Raw genomic sequence first — 14,770 nt, 5'->3', positions numbered from 1 at the left:
GCTCGAAGAATTGCAAAATGAAAGCGCCTCGGCTGCGGCAGCCGAGCCGTGCGCGGGCTAAAGCAGGCCGCGCGCTGCGAGGTTTTTTAATCAGAGCCAGCACGCCGAATTGCCACGGCGGCACCGAGTCGCTGTGATTGACCCGGTTGTGCAGAGCGCCCAGCTGAGCGCTGCGTATGCTGACCCGGTCACCCAGTTTGTGGACGCTGGCGAGCGCCGCTGCGCAACGCGAAGGCACACCCAGGCCGCGGGACGTTTCGATCGTCGACTACCAGATTCTTGCGCGTGAAAGCACCGCACAGCACCGCTAGCCGGCGGCCAGATCATCGCTACTGCCTGATCTACCTGTCGTTATGCCCGAGATCCCGCTGCGGATCGATCTGATCACGCACACGCTGTTTCAGCTCCTTGGCCTCAGGAAAACCGCCGTCGCGCTTGCGCTCCCATATCTGCACGCCGTTGCAGGTGATATGGAAGGCGCCGCCGGTCGCCGGGACGAGCGAGACCTTCCCCAGGTCGTCGGCAAAGGTGGACAAAAGTTCCTGCGCAAGCCAGGCAGCGCGCAGCAGCCACTGACATTGAGTGCAGTAGGTAATGACGATCTCCGGCTTGCTATCGGGCATGACAGGGCGCTCGCTGACTGACGGGACGCTTATAATAACCGCCATTTCGCAGTCCTCCTCCCCGCCGGTGTTGCCATGTCCCGCCTACTCTTTCTGCTGATCCTCCTGATGCCGCTGGCAGGATTCGCCGATGCCCAGCCCCGCACCGGTCTGGTGCTTTCCGGAGGCGCTGCAAGAGGATTGGCGCATATCGGCGTACTGAAAGCCCTGGAGGAGCACGGTGTGCAAATCGACGCGATTGCCGGCACCAGCATGGGTGCCGTAATCGGCGGACTCTACGCGGCAGGCTATAGCGTTGAAGAACTGGAAGAGCTGGCACTCGGTATCGACTGGCAACAAGTGCTGTCGGACGATCCGCCGCGACAGGATGTGCCTTTTCGGCGCAAACAGGACGACCGCGATTTCCTGGTCAAGCGCAAGCTCAGCTTCCGCGACGATGGCAGCCTCGGGCTGCCGCTGGGTGTCATTCAAGGACAGAACCTCGCACTGCTGCTTGAACGCCTGCTTGTGCACACCAGCGACACCCGTGACTTCGACCGGCTGCCGATTCCCTTCCGCGCGGTAGCAACCGATATCGCCAACGACAAGAAAGTCATCTTCCGCAGCGGCCATCTGCCTCAGGCCATTCGCGCCAGCATGTCGATCCCCGCGGTATTCGCCCCGGTCGAGATAGACGGCCGTCTGCTCGTCGACGGCGGTATGGTCGACAACATTCCCATGGATGTGGCGCGTGACATGGGCGTGGATCGACTGATCGTGGTGGATATCGGCTCACCGCTGCAGCCTCGCGAGCAATTGCTCACCGTTGTCGATGTGCTCAACCAATCGATCACGATGATGACCCGGCGCAATTCCGAAGCGCAGCTGGCGACCCTGCGGCCGGAAGATTTGCTGGTGCAACCGATGCTGGCGGGATTCGGTTCGACCGATTTCGGTCGCACGGAGGCCCTTATCGACGCCGGCTATCGTGCGGCCACTGCACTGGACGCTCGGCTGACCGCCATGCGCAGCGAGAGCGACGGCAACCTTGCGCTGAGCCTTGCCCGCTCAGCCGAGCCCCGCACGCCGCTGATTACCGCTGTGCGGATCGAGAATGACTCGAAAGTCGGTGACGCAGTGATTCGCCGGCATATCCGTCAGCAGCTGGGCAAGCGGCTGGATCTTCAAGACCTGCAGAAAGACATGGGTACCCTGTACGGTCTGGACTATTTCGAGCAGGTCGAATACCGCGTCGTGCACGGCAATCCAGGCAATACGCTGGTCATCACGACCCGTGAAAAGCGCTCCGGCACCGACTATTTACGCCTGGGTATCAACCTCTCGGATGATTTTCGCGGTGACAGCGCGTTCAACATCGGTGCAAGCTTCCGTAAGAACGGCATCAACGAGCTCGGCGCGGAATGGCTGACACGCCTGCAACTCGGTGATCGACAGGAATTTTTCAGCGAGTTCTATCAACCACTGGATGCCGGCTCACGCTGGTTCGTCGCGCCCAACCTTTTTGCCGAAGCGAAGAACGTCGAGGCGATTCTGGATAACGACCCGATTGCCGAGTACCGGCTGCAGCGCTACGGCTACGGGCTGAATATCGGTCGTCAGATTGCCAATAACGGTGAAATCCGCTTTGGTGTGGGGCAGGCCTGGGGTGAAGCCGATGTTCGCGTCGGTGACCAGCAACTGCCGGATTTCTCCTTCGAGGAAGGCTACTACCAGCTGCAGTATTCGTTCGACACGGTGGACAACGTCGACTTCCCTCGTGAGGGAGAAGATATCGGTTTGTCCCTTCGCCAGTACGACCCAAGCCTGGGTTCTGATGGGCGTTATCGCCAATGGGAGTTCCGCCTGGACAAGGCCATCAGCTTCGGCCTGGATACGTTGGTGCTTGGCGGACGCTACGGACGCACCCTGGATGACGCCGAGATCGTCACCTCAAGTTTTCTACTGGGTGGTGCGCGGCAATTGTCGGGGTTCAGGCAGGATGCCGTCTCCGGTCAGAACATCAGCCTGGCCCGCATGATCTATTTCCGCCGGATGACGCCGCGCTCGTTTCTGCCGCTGGATTTTCCGCTGTACCTGGGGGCATCGCTGGAACGCGGTCGCGCCTGGAACAACGACAATGCGTTCGACACTGGTTATATCAACGCCGGCAGCGTTTTCATCGGCTACGAGACACCGCTGGGGCCGCTGAACTTCAGCTATGGCCTGAACGATGAATCCGAGCGTGCGCTGTACATGAATCTTGGCCGCAGCTTCTGAAGCACTACGACTGGCCGCAACCGGCCTTGTAGAGCGCACTTGACGGTCAGACAATCTGCGCCAGCAACTCGTTGACCTGCTGTCGCTGCGCTTCATCACCCTCAGTCGCGAGGGTTTCAAGAATGGCGCACGCACTTTCCATGTTGCCCTGCTTGATATACGCAACGGCCTGGTTAAGACGGACCAGGTGTTCGGGATTCGGCTCGAGCTGGCGCAGTTCCTCCGCTGTTGGTTTCGACTCGACCGGCTCCGCATTACCGAGCAACGATGTCAGCTCGCCAAGCGTCAGTACCTCATCGAAACCATCAATCAACGGCTGCGCGGGGTGAGCCTGCCCAGACTCCACCGCTGATGCTTGCTGGGCGGGTTCGGATGCAGCCTCCAGAAAATCTGCCGCCAATGCTTCGTCCAAAACAAAGGTGATGTCCGGATCCAGAAACGTCTCAGATGCTACTGGTGCGGCTGCAGCAACCGCAGAAGCCAGAGCGGGATGCAACGCGAGCAACCGATCGAGCTGCGCCTGTTCGCCACCTGCGTGCAGGTAGCCATCGGCAGCCGCGCAGTAACTGGCAATGTCGCCGGCCTCAGCAACAAGCTCGAGATGGCGAAGCCGAATATCAAGTTGAGCAGGTGCCCGCTCTATTCCGCGCGAAAGCACGTCAATCGCTTCATCGCGACGGCCGTAGGTGATGTATATAGCTGCCGCTTCGAGCGCGTCGGTTTCGCTGACAGATGCATGTGCCGGCTGGCGGGGCATTTCCGGGGCAACAGCAACCGGCGGCACATGCTTCGGCTGCGCCGCGGCCAGGGGTGTCGCATCTGGGTATGTGCTCTCGGGCTTTTTACGGCGACCGAACCACAAGCCACCCAGCAGCATGGAGATCAGTACTCCACTGCCGGGCAATGCCCAGTCCTGCCATCGGAACGACGACACAGGCTCGGCTGGGGTCGACTCCATCGGCTGCGCAACCGCCGGCTCTTGCGGCGTGATTGTCGGTGTCGACTGTTCCACAGCCGGCGAGCCAGTCGGCTGTGCTCGCCCCTGCTCAACCAGCTGTGCGGTAACGGTTTCGAGCTGAGCCCGCATGTCGATCAGCATCTGCTTGAGCTGCTGATTCTCTTCACGGCTGGCGGCCAGCTCTTCGAACAGTTGACGGCGCAGCGTGGCGACCTGATCGTCAACACGTGCCGGATCGGCAGGCACGGGCTCAGCTGGACTGGCATCGGGTGTCAGCTCGCTCAGCATGGTGGTCTCGGCGACCGGCGCCGCCGAAGCGGGCTCGATGGGAGCCGGAGCGGCGCGAGTAGCTGCATCGGGCAGCAGCAGATTCGCGCCCGCTTTGAGAAGCGCCGCATCACCACCGGCAAAGGCATCAGGATTCAACGCCTGAATGTCGCGCATGACCTGCGCCTGTGACGTCCGTGAACCACCGGCATACGCGCCGGCGATAGACCACAGACTCTCGCCACTGGTCACCCGGTGGCGTTTACCCTGAGACGCTTGCGGTAGCTCGGCAGGTGGCACGAAACGCACCGGCTCGACAGGTGCCGGCGAAGCCACGGCTTGCGGATCCTGCCCGACGAAGCTGCTGGGGACCTCAGACGGGCCTGGCATCGGGTCGAGCAGAACGGTGTATTCCCGGAGCATCCGGCTCTTCGCCTGGGTGATCTCGACCAGAAAGTTCAGATAAGGCTCGCGGACTGGCTTATTGCTCGCAACGCGGATCCTGCTGCGGTTACCGTCGATCACCGGCGTGAAACGCAGATCCTGCAAAAACGCCAGCCGCTCGACACCGACACGCGCAAAGTCGGTGCTGGAGGCCAACACGACGCGAATCTCATCGGCGCTGAGATCGCCTGCGTCCAGCAATTCGATTTCGGCACTCAGTGGCTGATTCAGAGCAGAGTTGAGCGTGATATTGCCCATGCCCAGGGCGGAAACCATGCCCGAATAGATCAGCGAGCCAGAAGCCACTGTGAACAAGACTCGACGACCGAGTGCCATGAAACCTCCGCTGGTGGCGCTCGGCGGACTTCGTCGCCGGTCCACGGTTCGATTACTGAACTGTGACGCGGTTATCGACTGATGCAGCAGAAATTAGAGGCAGTTCGTCGGTTTGCGCGAGAAGGCATTGTGCCACTACTGGCAAAATATCGCCTAGCGTCAAAAGACAAACGGTATAGAAATGCAGTGCCTGAAATCGGGCGCTGATGTAGACGAGTTTAGATGTCGCGTATGGCGCGGCCATCGCGGCCCTGATCATGGCCAAATCGCTCGTCGCCTCTGCGCCGAACGCGCACTGGCCAGGGCTACCGCTAACGCTTGGCTTTGACCAGATTCGCCAGAATCCGCTCATGCACTTGTTGGCATTTGCGCAGGTCTTCTTCCTCGATACCGTCGAAAAGCTCGTGGCGAACCTGAGTGGAAATCGCCTCGATTCTCTGGATAAGCGGGAGCGCCGGGGCACCGAGCGTAATCAGCTTGGCGCGGCGATCACCGGGAGCCGGCTGACGATGAACCAGCCCTTGTGCTTCGAGGCTATCCAGCAACCGCGCCAATGTTGGTCCCTCGACCGCAACGCTCTGTGCAAGCTCACGTTGGGTAGGGTCGTGATCGAAGCGCGCCAAATGCAGCAGCACCAACCATCGGGCCTGAGAAAGATCGAGATCTGCCAGACGGCGGTCCAGCTCGGCGCGCCAGCCACGCGAAAGTTGAGCCAGCTGCATGGCGAAGCGGTGTTGGTCGGGGTACATGGAGCGATCTTTCCGGAAAAACTAATTATTAGCGAGCTAACCACAGCACCGGAAGGCTGGCAAGGCTACCATCGGCTCGGTACGTAACCCTGTGTTGCGGCGCCCCCGCGCCAGACACCTTGGAGAGCACACGTTGCGGCGACGCGCCGCATCGCACGAGTTGACCGCTAGAGCTCGAATTCCGCTTGCAGCGAGGCGCGCACGCAGAACAGCACGGCTTCCGGAACACGCCCGGCGAATTGTTCGGCGACTGCTGCAACCGGTGGCAATTCCCCTTCTCCGTCGAGGAAGGCCTCCTGAATCTCGCCGAGCAGCTCCTCAGGCAGATCCAGCGCCTGCTCAAGGCTCAACTGCTGCTGACCGATGGCTTCTGCAAGCATGGCGTAAACGTTCTTTTCGCTGCAGTCGAGTTGCCTTGCGATCTGCGCCGGCGTCATCCCGGCACGCGCCAGTGTGATCAGTTCATGACGAACATCGGCAGGCGACTTGACCACCGCTGCCGAACCCTGCAGCGCTTGGAGAAACGCCTGGCCGTAGCGCTCCAGCTTGCGTGCGCCGACACCGCTGATGCGGGACATATCGCTGAGCGTGCCAGGCTGGCTGCGCAGCATCTCCAGCAACGTCGCATCCGGGAAGATTACGTAAGGCGGTACGCCATGCTCTTCGGCAAGCTTGCGGCGCAGCGTCCGCAACGCTTCCCAGGTCTCGCGCTCTTCACTGCGCACCAGCTGACTCGCCGCACTGGCGGCGGGCTTCGGCGCCTTGGTGGACAGCTCGCGACGCAGCTCAAGGGTCACCTCACCTCGAAGCAAGGTACGGCAAGTGTCGCTCAGACGCAGATCACCGAAACCCTCCAGATCGACGTCAGCCAAACCCCGCGCAACCAACTGGCGAAACAGCGACCGCCACTCTCCTTCGGACAGCGCCTTGCCTACGCCAAACACCGACAGATGCTGATGACCGAGACTGCGGATCTTCTCATTGTCCCGCCCGAGCAAGATATCGACCAGGTGGCCAACACCGTAGCGTTGGCCGCTGCGGTAGATCGCCGACAGTGCTTGCCGAGCCGGTTCGGTGGCATCCCAGGTCTGCACGCCGTCGACACAGTTATCGCAATGGCCGCACGGCTCCGGCATCTGCTCATCGAAATAGGCCAGCAACACCTGGCGCCGGCAGCGGGTTTCTTCGCACAGCGAGAGCATCGCATCGAGTTTATGCTGCTCGATGCGTTTATGCCGCTCGTCACCTTCGGAGTTATTGAGCATCTGCTTGAGGAAGATCACGTCTTGCAACCCGTACGCCATCCAGGCATCGGCAGGCAGACCATCTCGACCTGCGCGACCGGTTTCCTGGTAGTAGGCTTCCAGCGACTTCGGCAGATCAAGATGCGCCACGAAACGCACGTTGGGCTTGTCGATGCCCATGCCGAACGCGATGGTAGCGACCATGATCAGGCCTTCCTCATTGAGAAAGCGCTTCTGGTGAAAAGCCCGCAGATCGTTCGGTAAACCAGCGTGGTAGGGCAAGGCCGGAAAGCCCTGCTCGGTGAGAAAGGCCGCAATGTCATCGACCTTCTTGCGCGACATGCAATAGATGATACCGGCATCACCACGCCGCTCGGCAAGGAACCCCATGAGCTGCTTGCGCGGCTGTTCCTTGGGCACGATGCGATAAAAGATGTTCGGCCGATCGAAACTCGACAGGAATCGCTCGGCGTTCCCCAGATGTAGGCGCTGGACGATTTCTTCCCGCGTGCGCTTGTCTGCCGTTGCAGTCAGCGCAATTCGTGGAACGCTGGGGAAAAATTCAGCCAACTGGCCGAGCTGCAGGTACTCGGGACGAAAATCATGCCCCCATTGTGATACGCAGTGCGCCTCATCGATGGCAAACAAACCGATCTGCAAGCGCTGCAGGAACGCCAGCATGCGCGGCTGGACCAGCCGTTCGGGCGCCAGATAAAGCATCTTGATTTCGTTTCGGCGCAAACGGTCGGCGATGTCCCGCTGCTGCTCAGGCGTCAGGGTGGAGTTGAGCGCCGCCGCCGCAACACCCAGCTCTTCAAGCGTGGCAACCTGATCGTCCATCAACGCAATCAGCGGCGACACCACCACAGCCAGACCGTCGCGAAGCAACGCCGGCACCTGATAGCAAAGCGATTTACCACCGCCGGTCGGCATCAGCACCAACGCATCGTCGCCGTCGGCCACGCGCTGGATGATCGCACCCTGGTTGCCACGAAACGCGTCGTAGCCGAATACATCTTTGAGAATGCGCTGTGCCTGATCGAGCATGCCGGTCTCCGAAACAAGACGCGCGAGTATACGCGACACGGCCGCCCGGTTCAGGTAGAACACTGCAGCTGCGCGATAGTCGGGTAGCCCACGCTTGTACAGCGGAACTCCGCGCGAATTTTCCAATCAGTCGAAGACGCAGGGGCTGGAAACGGCTTCAGCTGCCGTGGCGTCAAAGCGCGCGGTAGCCGGAGACCTGCAGCTCGTCTAGAATCAGCGCTGTTTTCTCTCCAAGGTAGCCATCGATGTCCTTCGCCGAGCAACTCGCCCGCCTGCAAGTGTTTCTGGATGCAGATGATCTGCACGAAGAAGCCCTCGATTACATCGCCGCCCATGGCTACCTGACCGCCCTGTGCATCTGCTCTGAGCAAGTGCCCGAGCGCGAGTGGATCGACGCACTGTTTGCCGAGCCGCCAAAATACGCGGACGACACCGAGCGCGATGCCATCGAGGCGACGCTGATTCAGCTCAAGGCACACATCGCCCGGCAGCTGGCCAGTGATGAAGACATGGAGCTCCCTTGCGAACTCGACATGGGCGACGAGCCTGACGAATCCGACCTGCGCGGCTGGTGTATCGGCTTCATGGAAGGCGTGTTCATGCGCGAGTCGGTTTGGTTCGAAGACTCCGAGGAAGAAGTCAGCGAGCTGCTCCTGCCGATCATGGTTGGGTCAGGGCTGTTTGACGAGCAACCCGAGTTCAGCGATATCGCCACCGACCAGGATCTGGTTGCCGAGATGGTCGAGCAGATTCCTGAGATCCTCACAGCCCTGTATCTGATCTGCCATGCGCCTGAAGAGAAGCCCGCGCTTCTCAAACCGCGCAAGCACTGACGTCGGACGGCCTCTTGGCTCATCGCGATATTCCGACGTATCGCAACCCAGTAGCGCGCTATGTGCTACTGGTGATCGGCTGGCTAAGCGTCACGCTCGGCATCATCGGGATTTTCCTGCCGATCCTACCCACTACGCCTTTCCTCCTTCTCGCTGCCGCCTGTTTCGTCCGCAGCTCTCGCCGTTTCTACGACTGGCTGGTGAAACATCCGCGGCTCGGCCCCTGGTTCCGTGATTACCTGGAAGGCAACGGCATCCCGGTCAAGGCCAAGGTGTACGCCATCGCGACCATGTGGTTCAGCATTGGCGTCTCCTGCTGGCTGGTACCGATGTTCTGGGCGCGTATCGGCATGCTGGCCAGCGCGACACTGGTCAGCATCTATATTATTCGCGTGAAAACACTCCCTGCACGTTGAACGCGCTCAGCCGTCATGGCCATGATTGCGCTGGTAGGTTTCTGCACCCATCGCAGCGATCTGCGACTCGATCAGCGCATCGAACGGACGAAGCAAGCCGTCGAATAGCCCTTCGCCCTCCAGTATGTTCAAGGCCGTGACGATCGCCTCGAGCGTTGAAAGCGCACCTGGCGCTGGCGCCTTACGCAGCCGGTAACGCGAAACAAGCCCCGAAGGGAGCGAGACGCGGGGCAAGGTCGCCAACTCTGGATTGAGATGCAGCATTTTGCGCGCTTTTTTCCAGGTGCCGTCAGGAACGATCAATCGCAACGGCGTCTCGCTTTTCGCCAGGTTCTCAAGCGGAATGGCATCGGCGCCAGGGAACAGCAGGTAGTTGTCGTGCTCGTCAGCGGGAAGACTGACCCTTTCACCGACCAGCAATTCAGCGCTGCGCAACCCCAAGGCAGCCAGCCGAGCCGTATTGAGCGCATGCGCGGTTTCACTGGGATGTTGCAGGATCAGCACTCGCGTTGCGCTGGTCAGCGAGGGGATCAACGGGCACAGGCAGTGGCTGGCAGGACGCTGACAGCGAGAACAGTGTGGGCGGGACATGGCTTCTCCTATAACAGCGAGAAGTCTGCCATACCGCAGGCTATGCTGGTCGCAGTCAACGGGCCCTAGGAGGTATCCACCAATGATCAGGCTTCACCATCTGGAAAACTCCCGCTCGCAACGTGTGCTGTGGCTGTTGGAAGAGCTGCAGGTACCTTACGAAATCAAGCGTTACGCCCGGGACTCGAAAACCATGCTGGCGCCGCCGGAACTGAAGCAGGTTCACCCCTTGGGCAAGTCTCCGGTCATTACAGACGGCGATCTGACGATGGCCGAGTCCGCAGCCATTCTGGAGTATTTGCTGGACCGCTATGGCGAAGGTCGGCTGGCGCCAGCTGCAGGGACGCCGGAATACCTTCGTTTTCGCTACTGGATGCACTACGCGGAAGGCTCAGCGATGCCCCCATTGCTGCTGCGGCTGGTCTTCGACCGCGTCGCCAACGGGCCGATGCCATTCTTCATTCGCCCCGTGGCCCGGGCGATAGCCAAAGGCGCCAATCAGGCATTCATTGGCCCGCAGCTCAAACTTCATCTGGACTATATGGAGAACGAGTTATCTAAAACGCAGTGGTTCGCCGGCAACAATTTCAGTGTGGCGGACATTCAGATGAGTTTTCCGCTGGAGGCCGCTCAGTCACGCGCAGGGCTGGACGCCAGCCGACCGAATCTGACTGCATTCTTGAAACGTATAAGAGACAGGCCCGCTTATCAGCGCGCCGTTGAGAAAGGTGGTCCGGTGATGCCGGGACGCTAAGCCACCACGCCCGGCATCGCCAAGGTCAGCGATGTCGGGCCGCTGCCTTGTCTCGTTCCGCACGCACCGGGATAGGCTGCAAACGAGGCGGTTCGACAAACCCAAGCGCCACTGCCAGATTCCAGCACACACTATTGAGCCATGCTTTCATGGTCTAACCCCTCCTGCTGATACGGGTTTTGGTGGAGCCATGGGACTTCGAGATCAGCATAACCCAACAACTGCAACATCGCCTGTGCTAGGTGTTGCAGAGTGTGCAGCCGCCGCGCCGTTCGTCCGGCCCTTATCAATAGCGACCCATATCGTATGGAAGCGTTCGCCTCGCACGACTACTGGGCAGTCTGCGCCTTGCGACGATACGGAAAGACGTCGATCACCTTGCCCGCGCTGATGGCCTGTTGCAGCCCCTTCCAGTAGTTGGCGTCGTAGAGTTCTCCGTGCAGCCTTGCGAACAGTCGGCGCTGCTGGATATCCGCAAACAGGAAGCGAGGAAACTCCTCGGGAAACACATCGTTGGGCCCAACGGAATACCAGGGTTCGGAGGCCATTTCATCTTCGGGGTATCGGGGCTCGGGTATATGGCGGAAATTAACCTCGGTGAGAAAGCAGATCTCGTCGTAATCGTAAAATACGACACGGCCATGGCGGGTCACCCCGAAGTTCTTCAGCAGCATGTCGCCAGGAAAGATGTTGGCGGCTGCCAGTTGCTTGATGGCGAGCCCGTAATCTTCCAACGCTTCATGCACCTGCTGTTCGCTTGCGTTTTCGACGTATAGGTTCAAGGGCGTCATCCGCCGCTCGGTCCAACAGTGACGCACCAATACCGTATCGCCCTGAACCTCGACCGTAGAGGGCGCGACCTCGAGCAGTTCGGCAAGGCACTCGGGATCGAACTTGCCCTTGGGGAAGCGAAAGTCTGCGAACTCCTGGGTATCAGCCATGCGCCCCACGCGATCGACGCTTTTCACCAACCGGTATTTGTCTACAACCGTCGCGCGGCTGACATTCTTGGTATGGGAAAAACGATCCTTGATGATCTTGAACACGGTATTGAAGCCCGGCAGCGTGAACACGCTCATGACCATCCCGCGCACGCCCGGCGCCATGATAAATGTGTCGTCGGTAGTCGCCAGATGGTTGATCAGCGCGCGGTAGAACTCCGACTTGCCGTGCTTGTAGAAGCCGATCGAGGTGTAGAGCTCGGCGATGTGTTTGCCTGGTAACATCCGCTTGAGGAAGCCGATGAACTCCGCCGGGATCGGAACTTCAACCATGAAGTACGAACGGGTGAACGAGAAAATGATTGAGACTTCCGCCTCGTCAGTAATCAGGGCATCGGCGACCAGCCCATCGCCTTCGCGGTGCAACAGCGGGATGACCAGCGGCCATTGCTCGTCGCGGGTGAAGATGCGCCCGACAAGGTAGGCACCCTTGTTGCGATACAGCACCGAAGTGAAGAGCTCAACGATCAGCTCCGGGTCTCTGCAGACCCAGTCTGGCAAGGACAACTGCAGCTGCGCCTCGAGTCGCTGCAGATCCCCCTCCCGGTCACCGTACGGCACGTCGAACGCGAAATCGCTGAGGATCTGCTCCAGCACGCCATGCAGATCCCCGCCGGGTTGGTAGCGTCGCGTCTGCGCCATCCGTTGAGCGCGGTTAGCGGGCCGGGTGGTGTGGATGAACATGGTGCTGTCGTTGATGCAGTCATGGCTGAACAAGTTACAGAAGATCGAGTTGTACCAAGTCTCCGAAAGCTCATCGTCAAAGCGCGGGTTGATCAATCCAATGTATTGGCCTTTGATCTGCGGCCAGCGGTTCACGTCGAGCAGAACCTGTGGGTCCATAACAGAGCGCAGCGCTGCAGCGGTTTCGCCGACCTTCTGTTCGTACAGATTGATACGCGCCGCCGATGCGTGTTGCGCATCCTGCCACCGGGCTTGCTCGAAGCGCGCCCTGGCGCCTGCGGTGATCAGCCTGAAATGTTCGCGGTAGTCATCGAACCCCAGAAGGATCTGTCGGGCGATCTCGAGGTCCGGCGAATGCTGCGCCATAGCATTTTTCTCGCTGCGTAAAAGCCTCGAGCTTATCCACCGACCATGCCCAATGAAAGCCGGACAGCTCAACGGGAGTTTTGAAAGCCAGATCCGAGTTGCCAGAAGCGCCCACCTCGCCAACACTGATAAGCCGTCCGCCGGAGCCCTGCCATGCGACCGCTCGACCTGTTGCGCCTGCTCAGTCTCGCCGCTATCTGGGGCGCCAGTTTTCTGTTCATGCGCATCATCGCGCCGGAGCTTGGCACCTTCCCCACCGCGTTCTTCCGAGTGCTGTTCGCCTGCATCGGTCTGCTGGCGATTCTGATGATCATGCGGACCCGCTGGGACTTTCGCGGCAAGCTCAAGCTGTGCCTGATCCTGGGGATGATAAATTCCGGCGTGCCATTCGCGCTGTATGCCTTGGCGGCGCGATTCCTGCCAACGGGCTATTCGGCGATATTCAATGCAACCACACCGATGATGGGCGTACTCATCGGTGCCTTGTTCTTCGCCGAAGCATTGACTGCAGCGAAACTGGTCGGCGTACTGTTTGGCCTGAGCGGCGTAGCCTTGCTGACGCGCACCGGCCCGGTGGCCTTCGACCTTCAACTGCTGGTCGGTGCACTCGCGTGCCTGGGTGCGACAGCGTGCTATGGGTTTGGCGGATTCCTGACCCGGCGCTGGATCAACCAACATGGCGGTCTGACGAGCGAATTGGTCGCCTTTGGAAGCCAGGCCGGAGCAGCGCTATGTCTGCTGCCGCCGTTCATCATTTCGCTGCTGATCGCACCTCCGGTTTCCTGGGGTGACAGCACCGTCTGGCTAAGCCTCGCTGGCCTCGGCATCGTCTGCACGGCCTTCGCTTACATTCTGTACTTCCGCTTGCTTGCGGATATTGGTCCGGTTCGAACCTTGACGGTGACGTTCATCATCCCGCCATTTGGCGTGCTGTGGGGCGCCCTGTTTCTGGGCGAACCGCTGGACTGGGCCTATGCCTACGGCGGAGCGCTGATCGCTGTGGCGCTCTGGCTCGTGCTGAAGCAGGCACCGAGCCCAATCGCACCGCTTCAGGCCCAACGCGACCAGACGAATGCGGCGCTCGTTCCCTCTGATGAACTGGAGCTGCGTCGGGACTGAAGATTCAGTCCTGACGCAGGACCAATTACTGCTGCAGTTCCTGCTCGCCGAACACGTCGGAAAACAGCATGGTCGACAGGTAGCGTTCGCCGGAATCGGGCAGGATCACCACGATGTTCTTGCCCTGCATTTCCGGCTTCTCGGCCAGGCGTACCGCTGCCACCATCGCCGCACCGCAGGAGATACCGCAGAGGATGCCTTCCTCACGCATCAGGCGCAGCGCCATGGCCTTCGATTCATCGTCATCGACACACTCAACCTGATCGATGATCGACAGATCCAGGTTCTTCGGAATGAAGCCGGCGCCAATGCCCTGAATCTTATGCGGGCCGGGTTTGAGCTCTTCGCCGGCCATGGCCTGGCTGATCACGGGTGAGCTGACTGGCTCCACCGCGACGCTCAGAATCTGCTTGCCCTGGGTGTTCTTGATATAGCGCGACACGCCGGTAATAGTCCCGCCCGTCCCCACGCCAGCCACCAACACGTCGATGCTGCCTTCGGTGTCGTTCCAGATTTCCGGCCCGGTGGTCTTTTCGTGAATGGCGGGGTTCGACGGGTTTTCGAACTGTTGCGGCATGAAATAGGTGTCCGGCGCAGAAGCCGCGATCTCGGCGGCTTTCTCGATTGCCCCGTTCATGCCTTTTGCGGGTTCGGTAAGCACCAGCTCAGCGCCAAGCGCCTTCAATACCTTGCGCCGCTCCAGGCTCATCGAGGCAGGCATTGTCAGCATCAGCTTGTAGCCACGCGCCGCTGCGACGAACGCCAGGCCGATGCCCGTGTTGCCCGAGGTCGGTTCGACAAGCGTCATGCCCGGCTTCAAGCGTCCACTTTGCTCGGCGTCCCAGATCATTGCCGCACCGATCCGGCACTTGACTGAATAGCCGGGGTTTCGACCCTCGATCTTGGCCATGATGCTGACGCCCTTGGGCCCCAGCCGGTTGATCATGACCAGTGGCGTATTGCCGATGGTTTGCGCGTTGTCAGCGAAGATGCGGCTCATGACGAATTCCCTGTGATGAAAAAACCAGACTGGTGAGCCTAAGCCCAGTCTCCCAACTCGTCCAGCCGAACTCATGGTCGGC

At 60.3% G+C, this 14,770-nt stretch carries 13 protein-coding genes; 5 read left to right on the top strand and 8 right to left on the bottom strand.

The features are described from left to right. Positions 1-341: 341 nt before the first annotated feature. Positions 342-623 (bottom strand): SelT/SelW/SelH family protein, encoded by a 282-nt coding sequence (locus PSTU_RS0113985; protein ID WP_019341650.1) that lies wholly within the window; start codon positions 621-623, stop codon positions 342-344. A 75-nt stretch (positions 624-698) separates the two neighbouring features. On the opposite strand from PSTU_RS0113985, the gene PSTU_RS0113980 reads away from it, so the two are divergent. Continuing rightward, entirely contained in the window at positions 699-2,879 is a 2,181-nt protein-coding gene (locus tag PSTU_RS0113980; protein WP_019341649.1) for a patatin-like phospholipase family protein, read from the top strand. A 46-nt stretch (positions 2,880-2,925) separates the two neighbouring features. Here PSTU_RS0113980 and PSTU_RS0113975 read toward each other — a convergent pair whose 3' ends face one another. The 3 genes from PSTU_RS0113975 to recQ all read right to left on the bottom strand — a co-directional run bounded on the left by PSTU_RS0113975 (position 2,926) and on the right by recQ (position 7,924). Continuing rightward, complete coding sequence (locus PSTU_RS0113975) at positions 2,926-4,884, bottom strand: FimV/HubP family polar landmark protein (protein ID WP_019341648.1); 1,959 nt, start codon at positions 4,882-4,884, stop codon at positions 2,926-2,928. 311 nt (positions 4,885-5,195) lie between these two features. Continuing rightward, complete coding sequence (locus PSTU_RS0113970) at positions 5,196-5,633, bottom strand: MarR family transcriptional regulator (RefSeq protein ID WP_019341647.1); 438 nt, start codon at positions 5,631-5,633, stop codon at positions 5,196-5,198. Positions 5,634-5,800: 167 nt separating this feature from the next. Continuing rightward, entirely contained in the window at positions 5,801-7,924 is a 2,124-nt protein-coding gene (gene recQ / locus PSTU_RS0113965) for a DNA helicase RecQ (RefSeq protein WP_019341646.1), read from the bottom strand. 245 nt (positions 7,925-8,169) lie between these two features. Here recQ and PSTU_RS0113960 point away from each other — a divergent pair, with 245 nt between their 5' ends. Further along, positions 8,170-8,757, top strand: coding sequence for a YecA family protein (locus tag PSTU_RS0113960; protein ID WP_019341645.1), 588 nt, complete (start codon positions 8,170-8,172; stop codon positions 8,755-8,757). A 14-nt stretch (positions 8,758-8,771) separates the two neighbouring features. Next, positions 8,772-9,173, top strand: a complete 402-nt coding sequence (locus PSTU_RS0113955) for a YbaN family protein (protein ID WP_019341644.1) — start codon at positions 8,772-8,774, stop codon at positions 9,171-9,173. Positions 9,174-9,179: 6 nt separating this feature from the next. Here PSTU_RS0113955 and PSTU_RS0113950 read toward each other — a convergent pair whose 3' ends face one another. Beyond that, the gene (locus PSTU_RS0113950; protein WP_019341643.1) at positions 9,180-9,764 is read right to left on the bottom strand and encodes a tRNA-uridine aminocarboxypropyltransferase; all 585 of its coding nucleotides are present in this window, start codon (positions 9,762-9,764) and stop codon (positions 9,180-9,182) included. Between the two features lie 82 nt (positions 9,765-9,846). Here PSTU_RS0113950 and PSTU_RS0113945 point away from each other — a divergent pair, with 82 nt between their 5' ends. Beyond that, positions 9,847-10,518 carry a glutathione S-transferase family protein gene (locus PSTU_RS0113945; RefSeq protein WP_019341642.1) on the top strand — a complete coding sequence of 224 codons (672 nt, stop codon included), beginning with the start codon at positions 9,847-9,849 and terminating at the stop codon, positions 10,516-10,518. 25 nt (positions 10,519-10,543) lie between these two features. Here the strand turns inward: PSTU_RS0113945 and PSTU_RS22230 are convergent, their stop codons facing one another. Both PSTU_RS22230 and aceK read right to left on the bottom strand, forming a co-directional pair. After that, on the bottom strand, positions 10,544-10,669 hold the full coding sequence (locus PSTU_RS22230) for a PA1414 family protein (RefSeq protein ID WP_319946125.1): 126 nt from the start codon (positions 10,667-10,669) through the stop codon (positions 10,544-10,546). Positions 10,670-10,847: 178 nt separating this feature from the next. Next, positions 10,848-12,569 (bottom strand): bifunctional isocitrate dehydrogenase kinase/phosphatase, encoded by a 1,722-nt coding sequence (gene aceK / locus PSTU_RS0113940; RefSeq protein ID WP_019341641.1) that lies wholly within the window; start codon positions 12,567-12,569, stop codon positions 10,848-10,850. 153 nt (positions 12,570-12,722) lie between these two features. On the opposite strand from aceK, the gene PSTU_RS0113935 reads away from it, so the two are divergent. Beyond that, positions 12,723-13,688, top strand: coding sequence for a DMT family transporter (locus PSTU_RS0113935; protein WP_019341640.1), 966 nt, complete (start codon positions 12,723-12,725; stop codon positions 13,686-13,688). A 25-nt stretch (positions 13,689-13,713) separates the two neighbouring features. Here PSTU_RS0113935 and cysK read toward each other — a convergent pair whose 3' ends face one another. Then, positions 13,714-14,688 carry a cysteine synthase A gene (cysK, locus tag PSTU_RS0113930; protein WP_019341639.1) on the bottom strand — a complete coding sequence of 325 codons (975 nt, stop codon included), beginning with the start codon at positions 14,686-14,688 and terminating at the stop codon, positions 13,714-13,716. Positions 14,689-14,770: the final 82 nt, after the last annotated feature.

Origin of the sequence: Stutzerimonas stutzeri SDM-LAC (genome assembly GCF_000235745.1) — a bacterium.
Classification (GTDB): Bacteria; Pseudomonadota; Gammaproteobacteria; order Pseudomonadales; family Pseudomonadaceae; genus Stutzerimonas; species Stutzerimonas stutzeri_H.
The sequence above is the reverse complement of the archived record's forward strand: the minus strand, read 5'-3'. Positions and strand labels throughout refer to the sequence as shown.

What these genes read in the sequence shown, in the direction of transcription:
- PSTU_RS0113985 (WP_019341650.1), bottom strand. Translation starts at nt 623, where the DNA reads ATGCCCGATAGCAAGCCGGAGATCGTCATTACCTACTGCACTCAATGT.
- PSTU_RS0113980 (WP_019341649.1), top strand. Translation starts at nt 699, where the DNA reads ATGTCCCGCCTACTCTTTCTGCTGATCCTCCTGATGCCGCTGGCAGGA.
- PSTU_RS0113975 (WP_019341648.1), bottom strand. Translation starts at nt 4,884, where the DNA reads ATGGCACTCGGTCGTCGAGTCTTGTTCACAGTGGCTTCTGGCTCGCTG.
- PSTU_RS0113970 (WP_019341647.1), bottom strand. Translation starts at nt 5,633, where the DNA reads ATGTACCCCGACCAACACCGCTTCGCCATGCAGCTGGCTCAACTTTCG.
- recQ (WP_019341646.1), bottom strand. Translation starts at nt 7,924, where the DNA reads ATGCTCGATCAGGCACAGCGCATTCTCAAAGATGTATTCGGCTACGAC.
- PSTU_RS0113960 (WP_019341645.1), top strand. Translation starts at nt 8,170, where the DNA reads ATGTCCTTCGCCGAGCAACTCGCCCGCCTGCAAGTGTTTCTGGATGCA.
- PSTU_RS0113950 (WP_019341643.1), bottom strand. Translation starts at nt 9,764, where the DNA reads ATGTCCCGCCCACACTGTTCTCGCTGTCAGCGTCCTGCCAGCCACTGC.
- PSTU_RS0113945 (WP_019341642.1), top strand. Translation starts at nt 9,847, where the DNA reads ATGATCAGGCTTCACCATCTGGAAAACTCCCGCTCGCAACGTGTGCTG.
- PSTU_RS22230 (WP_319946125.1), bottom strand. Translation starts at nt 10,669, where the DNA reads ATGAAAGCATGGCTCAATAGTGTGTGCTGGAATCTGGCAGTGGCGCTT.
- aceK (WP_019341641.1), bottom strand. Translation starts at nt 12,569, where the DNA reads ATGGCGCAGCATTCGCCGGACCTCGAGATCGCCCGACAGATCCTTCTG.
- PSTU_RS0113935 (WP_019341640.1), top strand. Translation starts at nt 12,723, where the DNA reads ATGCGACCGCTCGACCTGTTGCGCCTGCTCAGTCTCGCCGCTATCTGG.
- cysK (WP_019341639.1), bottom strand. Translation starts at nt 14,688, where the DNA reads ATGAGCCGCATCTTCGCTGACAACGCGCAAACCATCGGCAATACGCCA.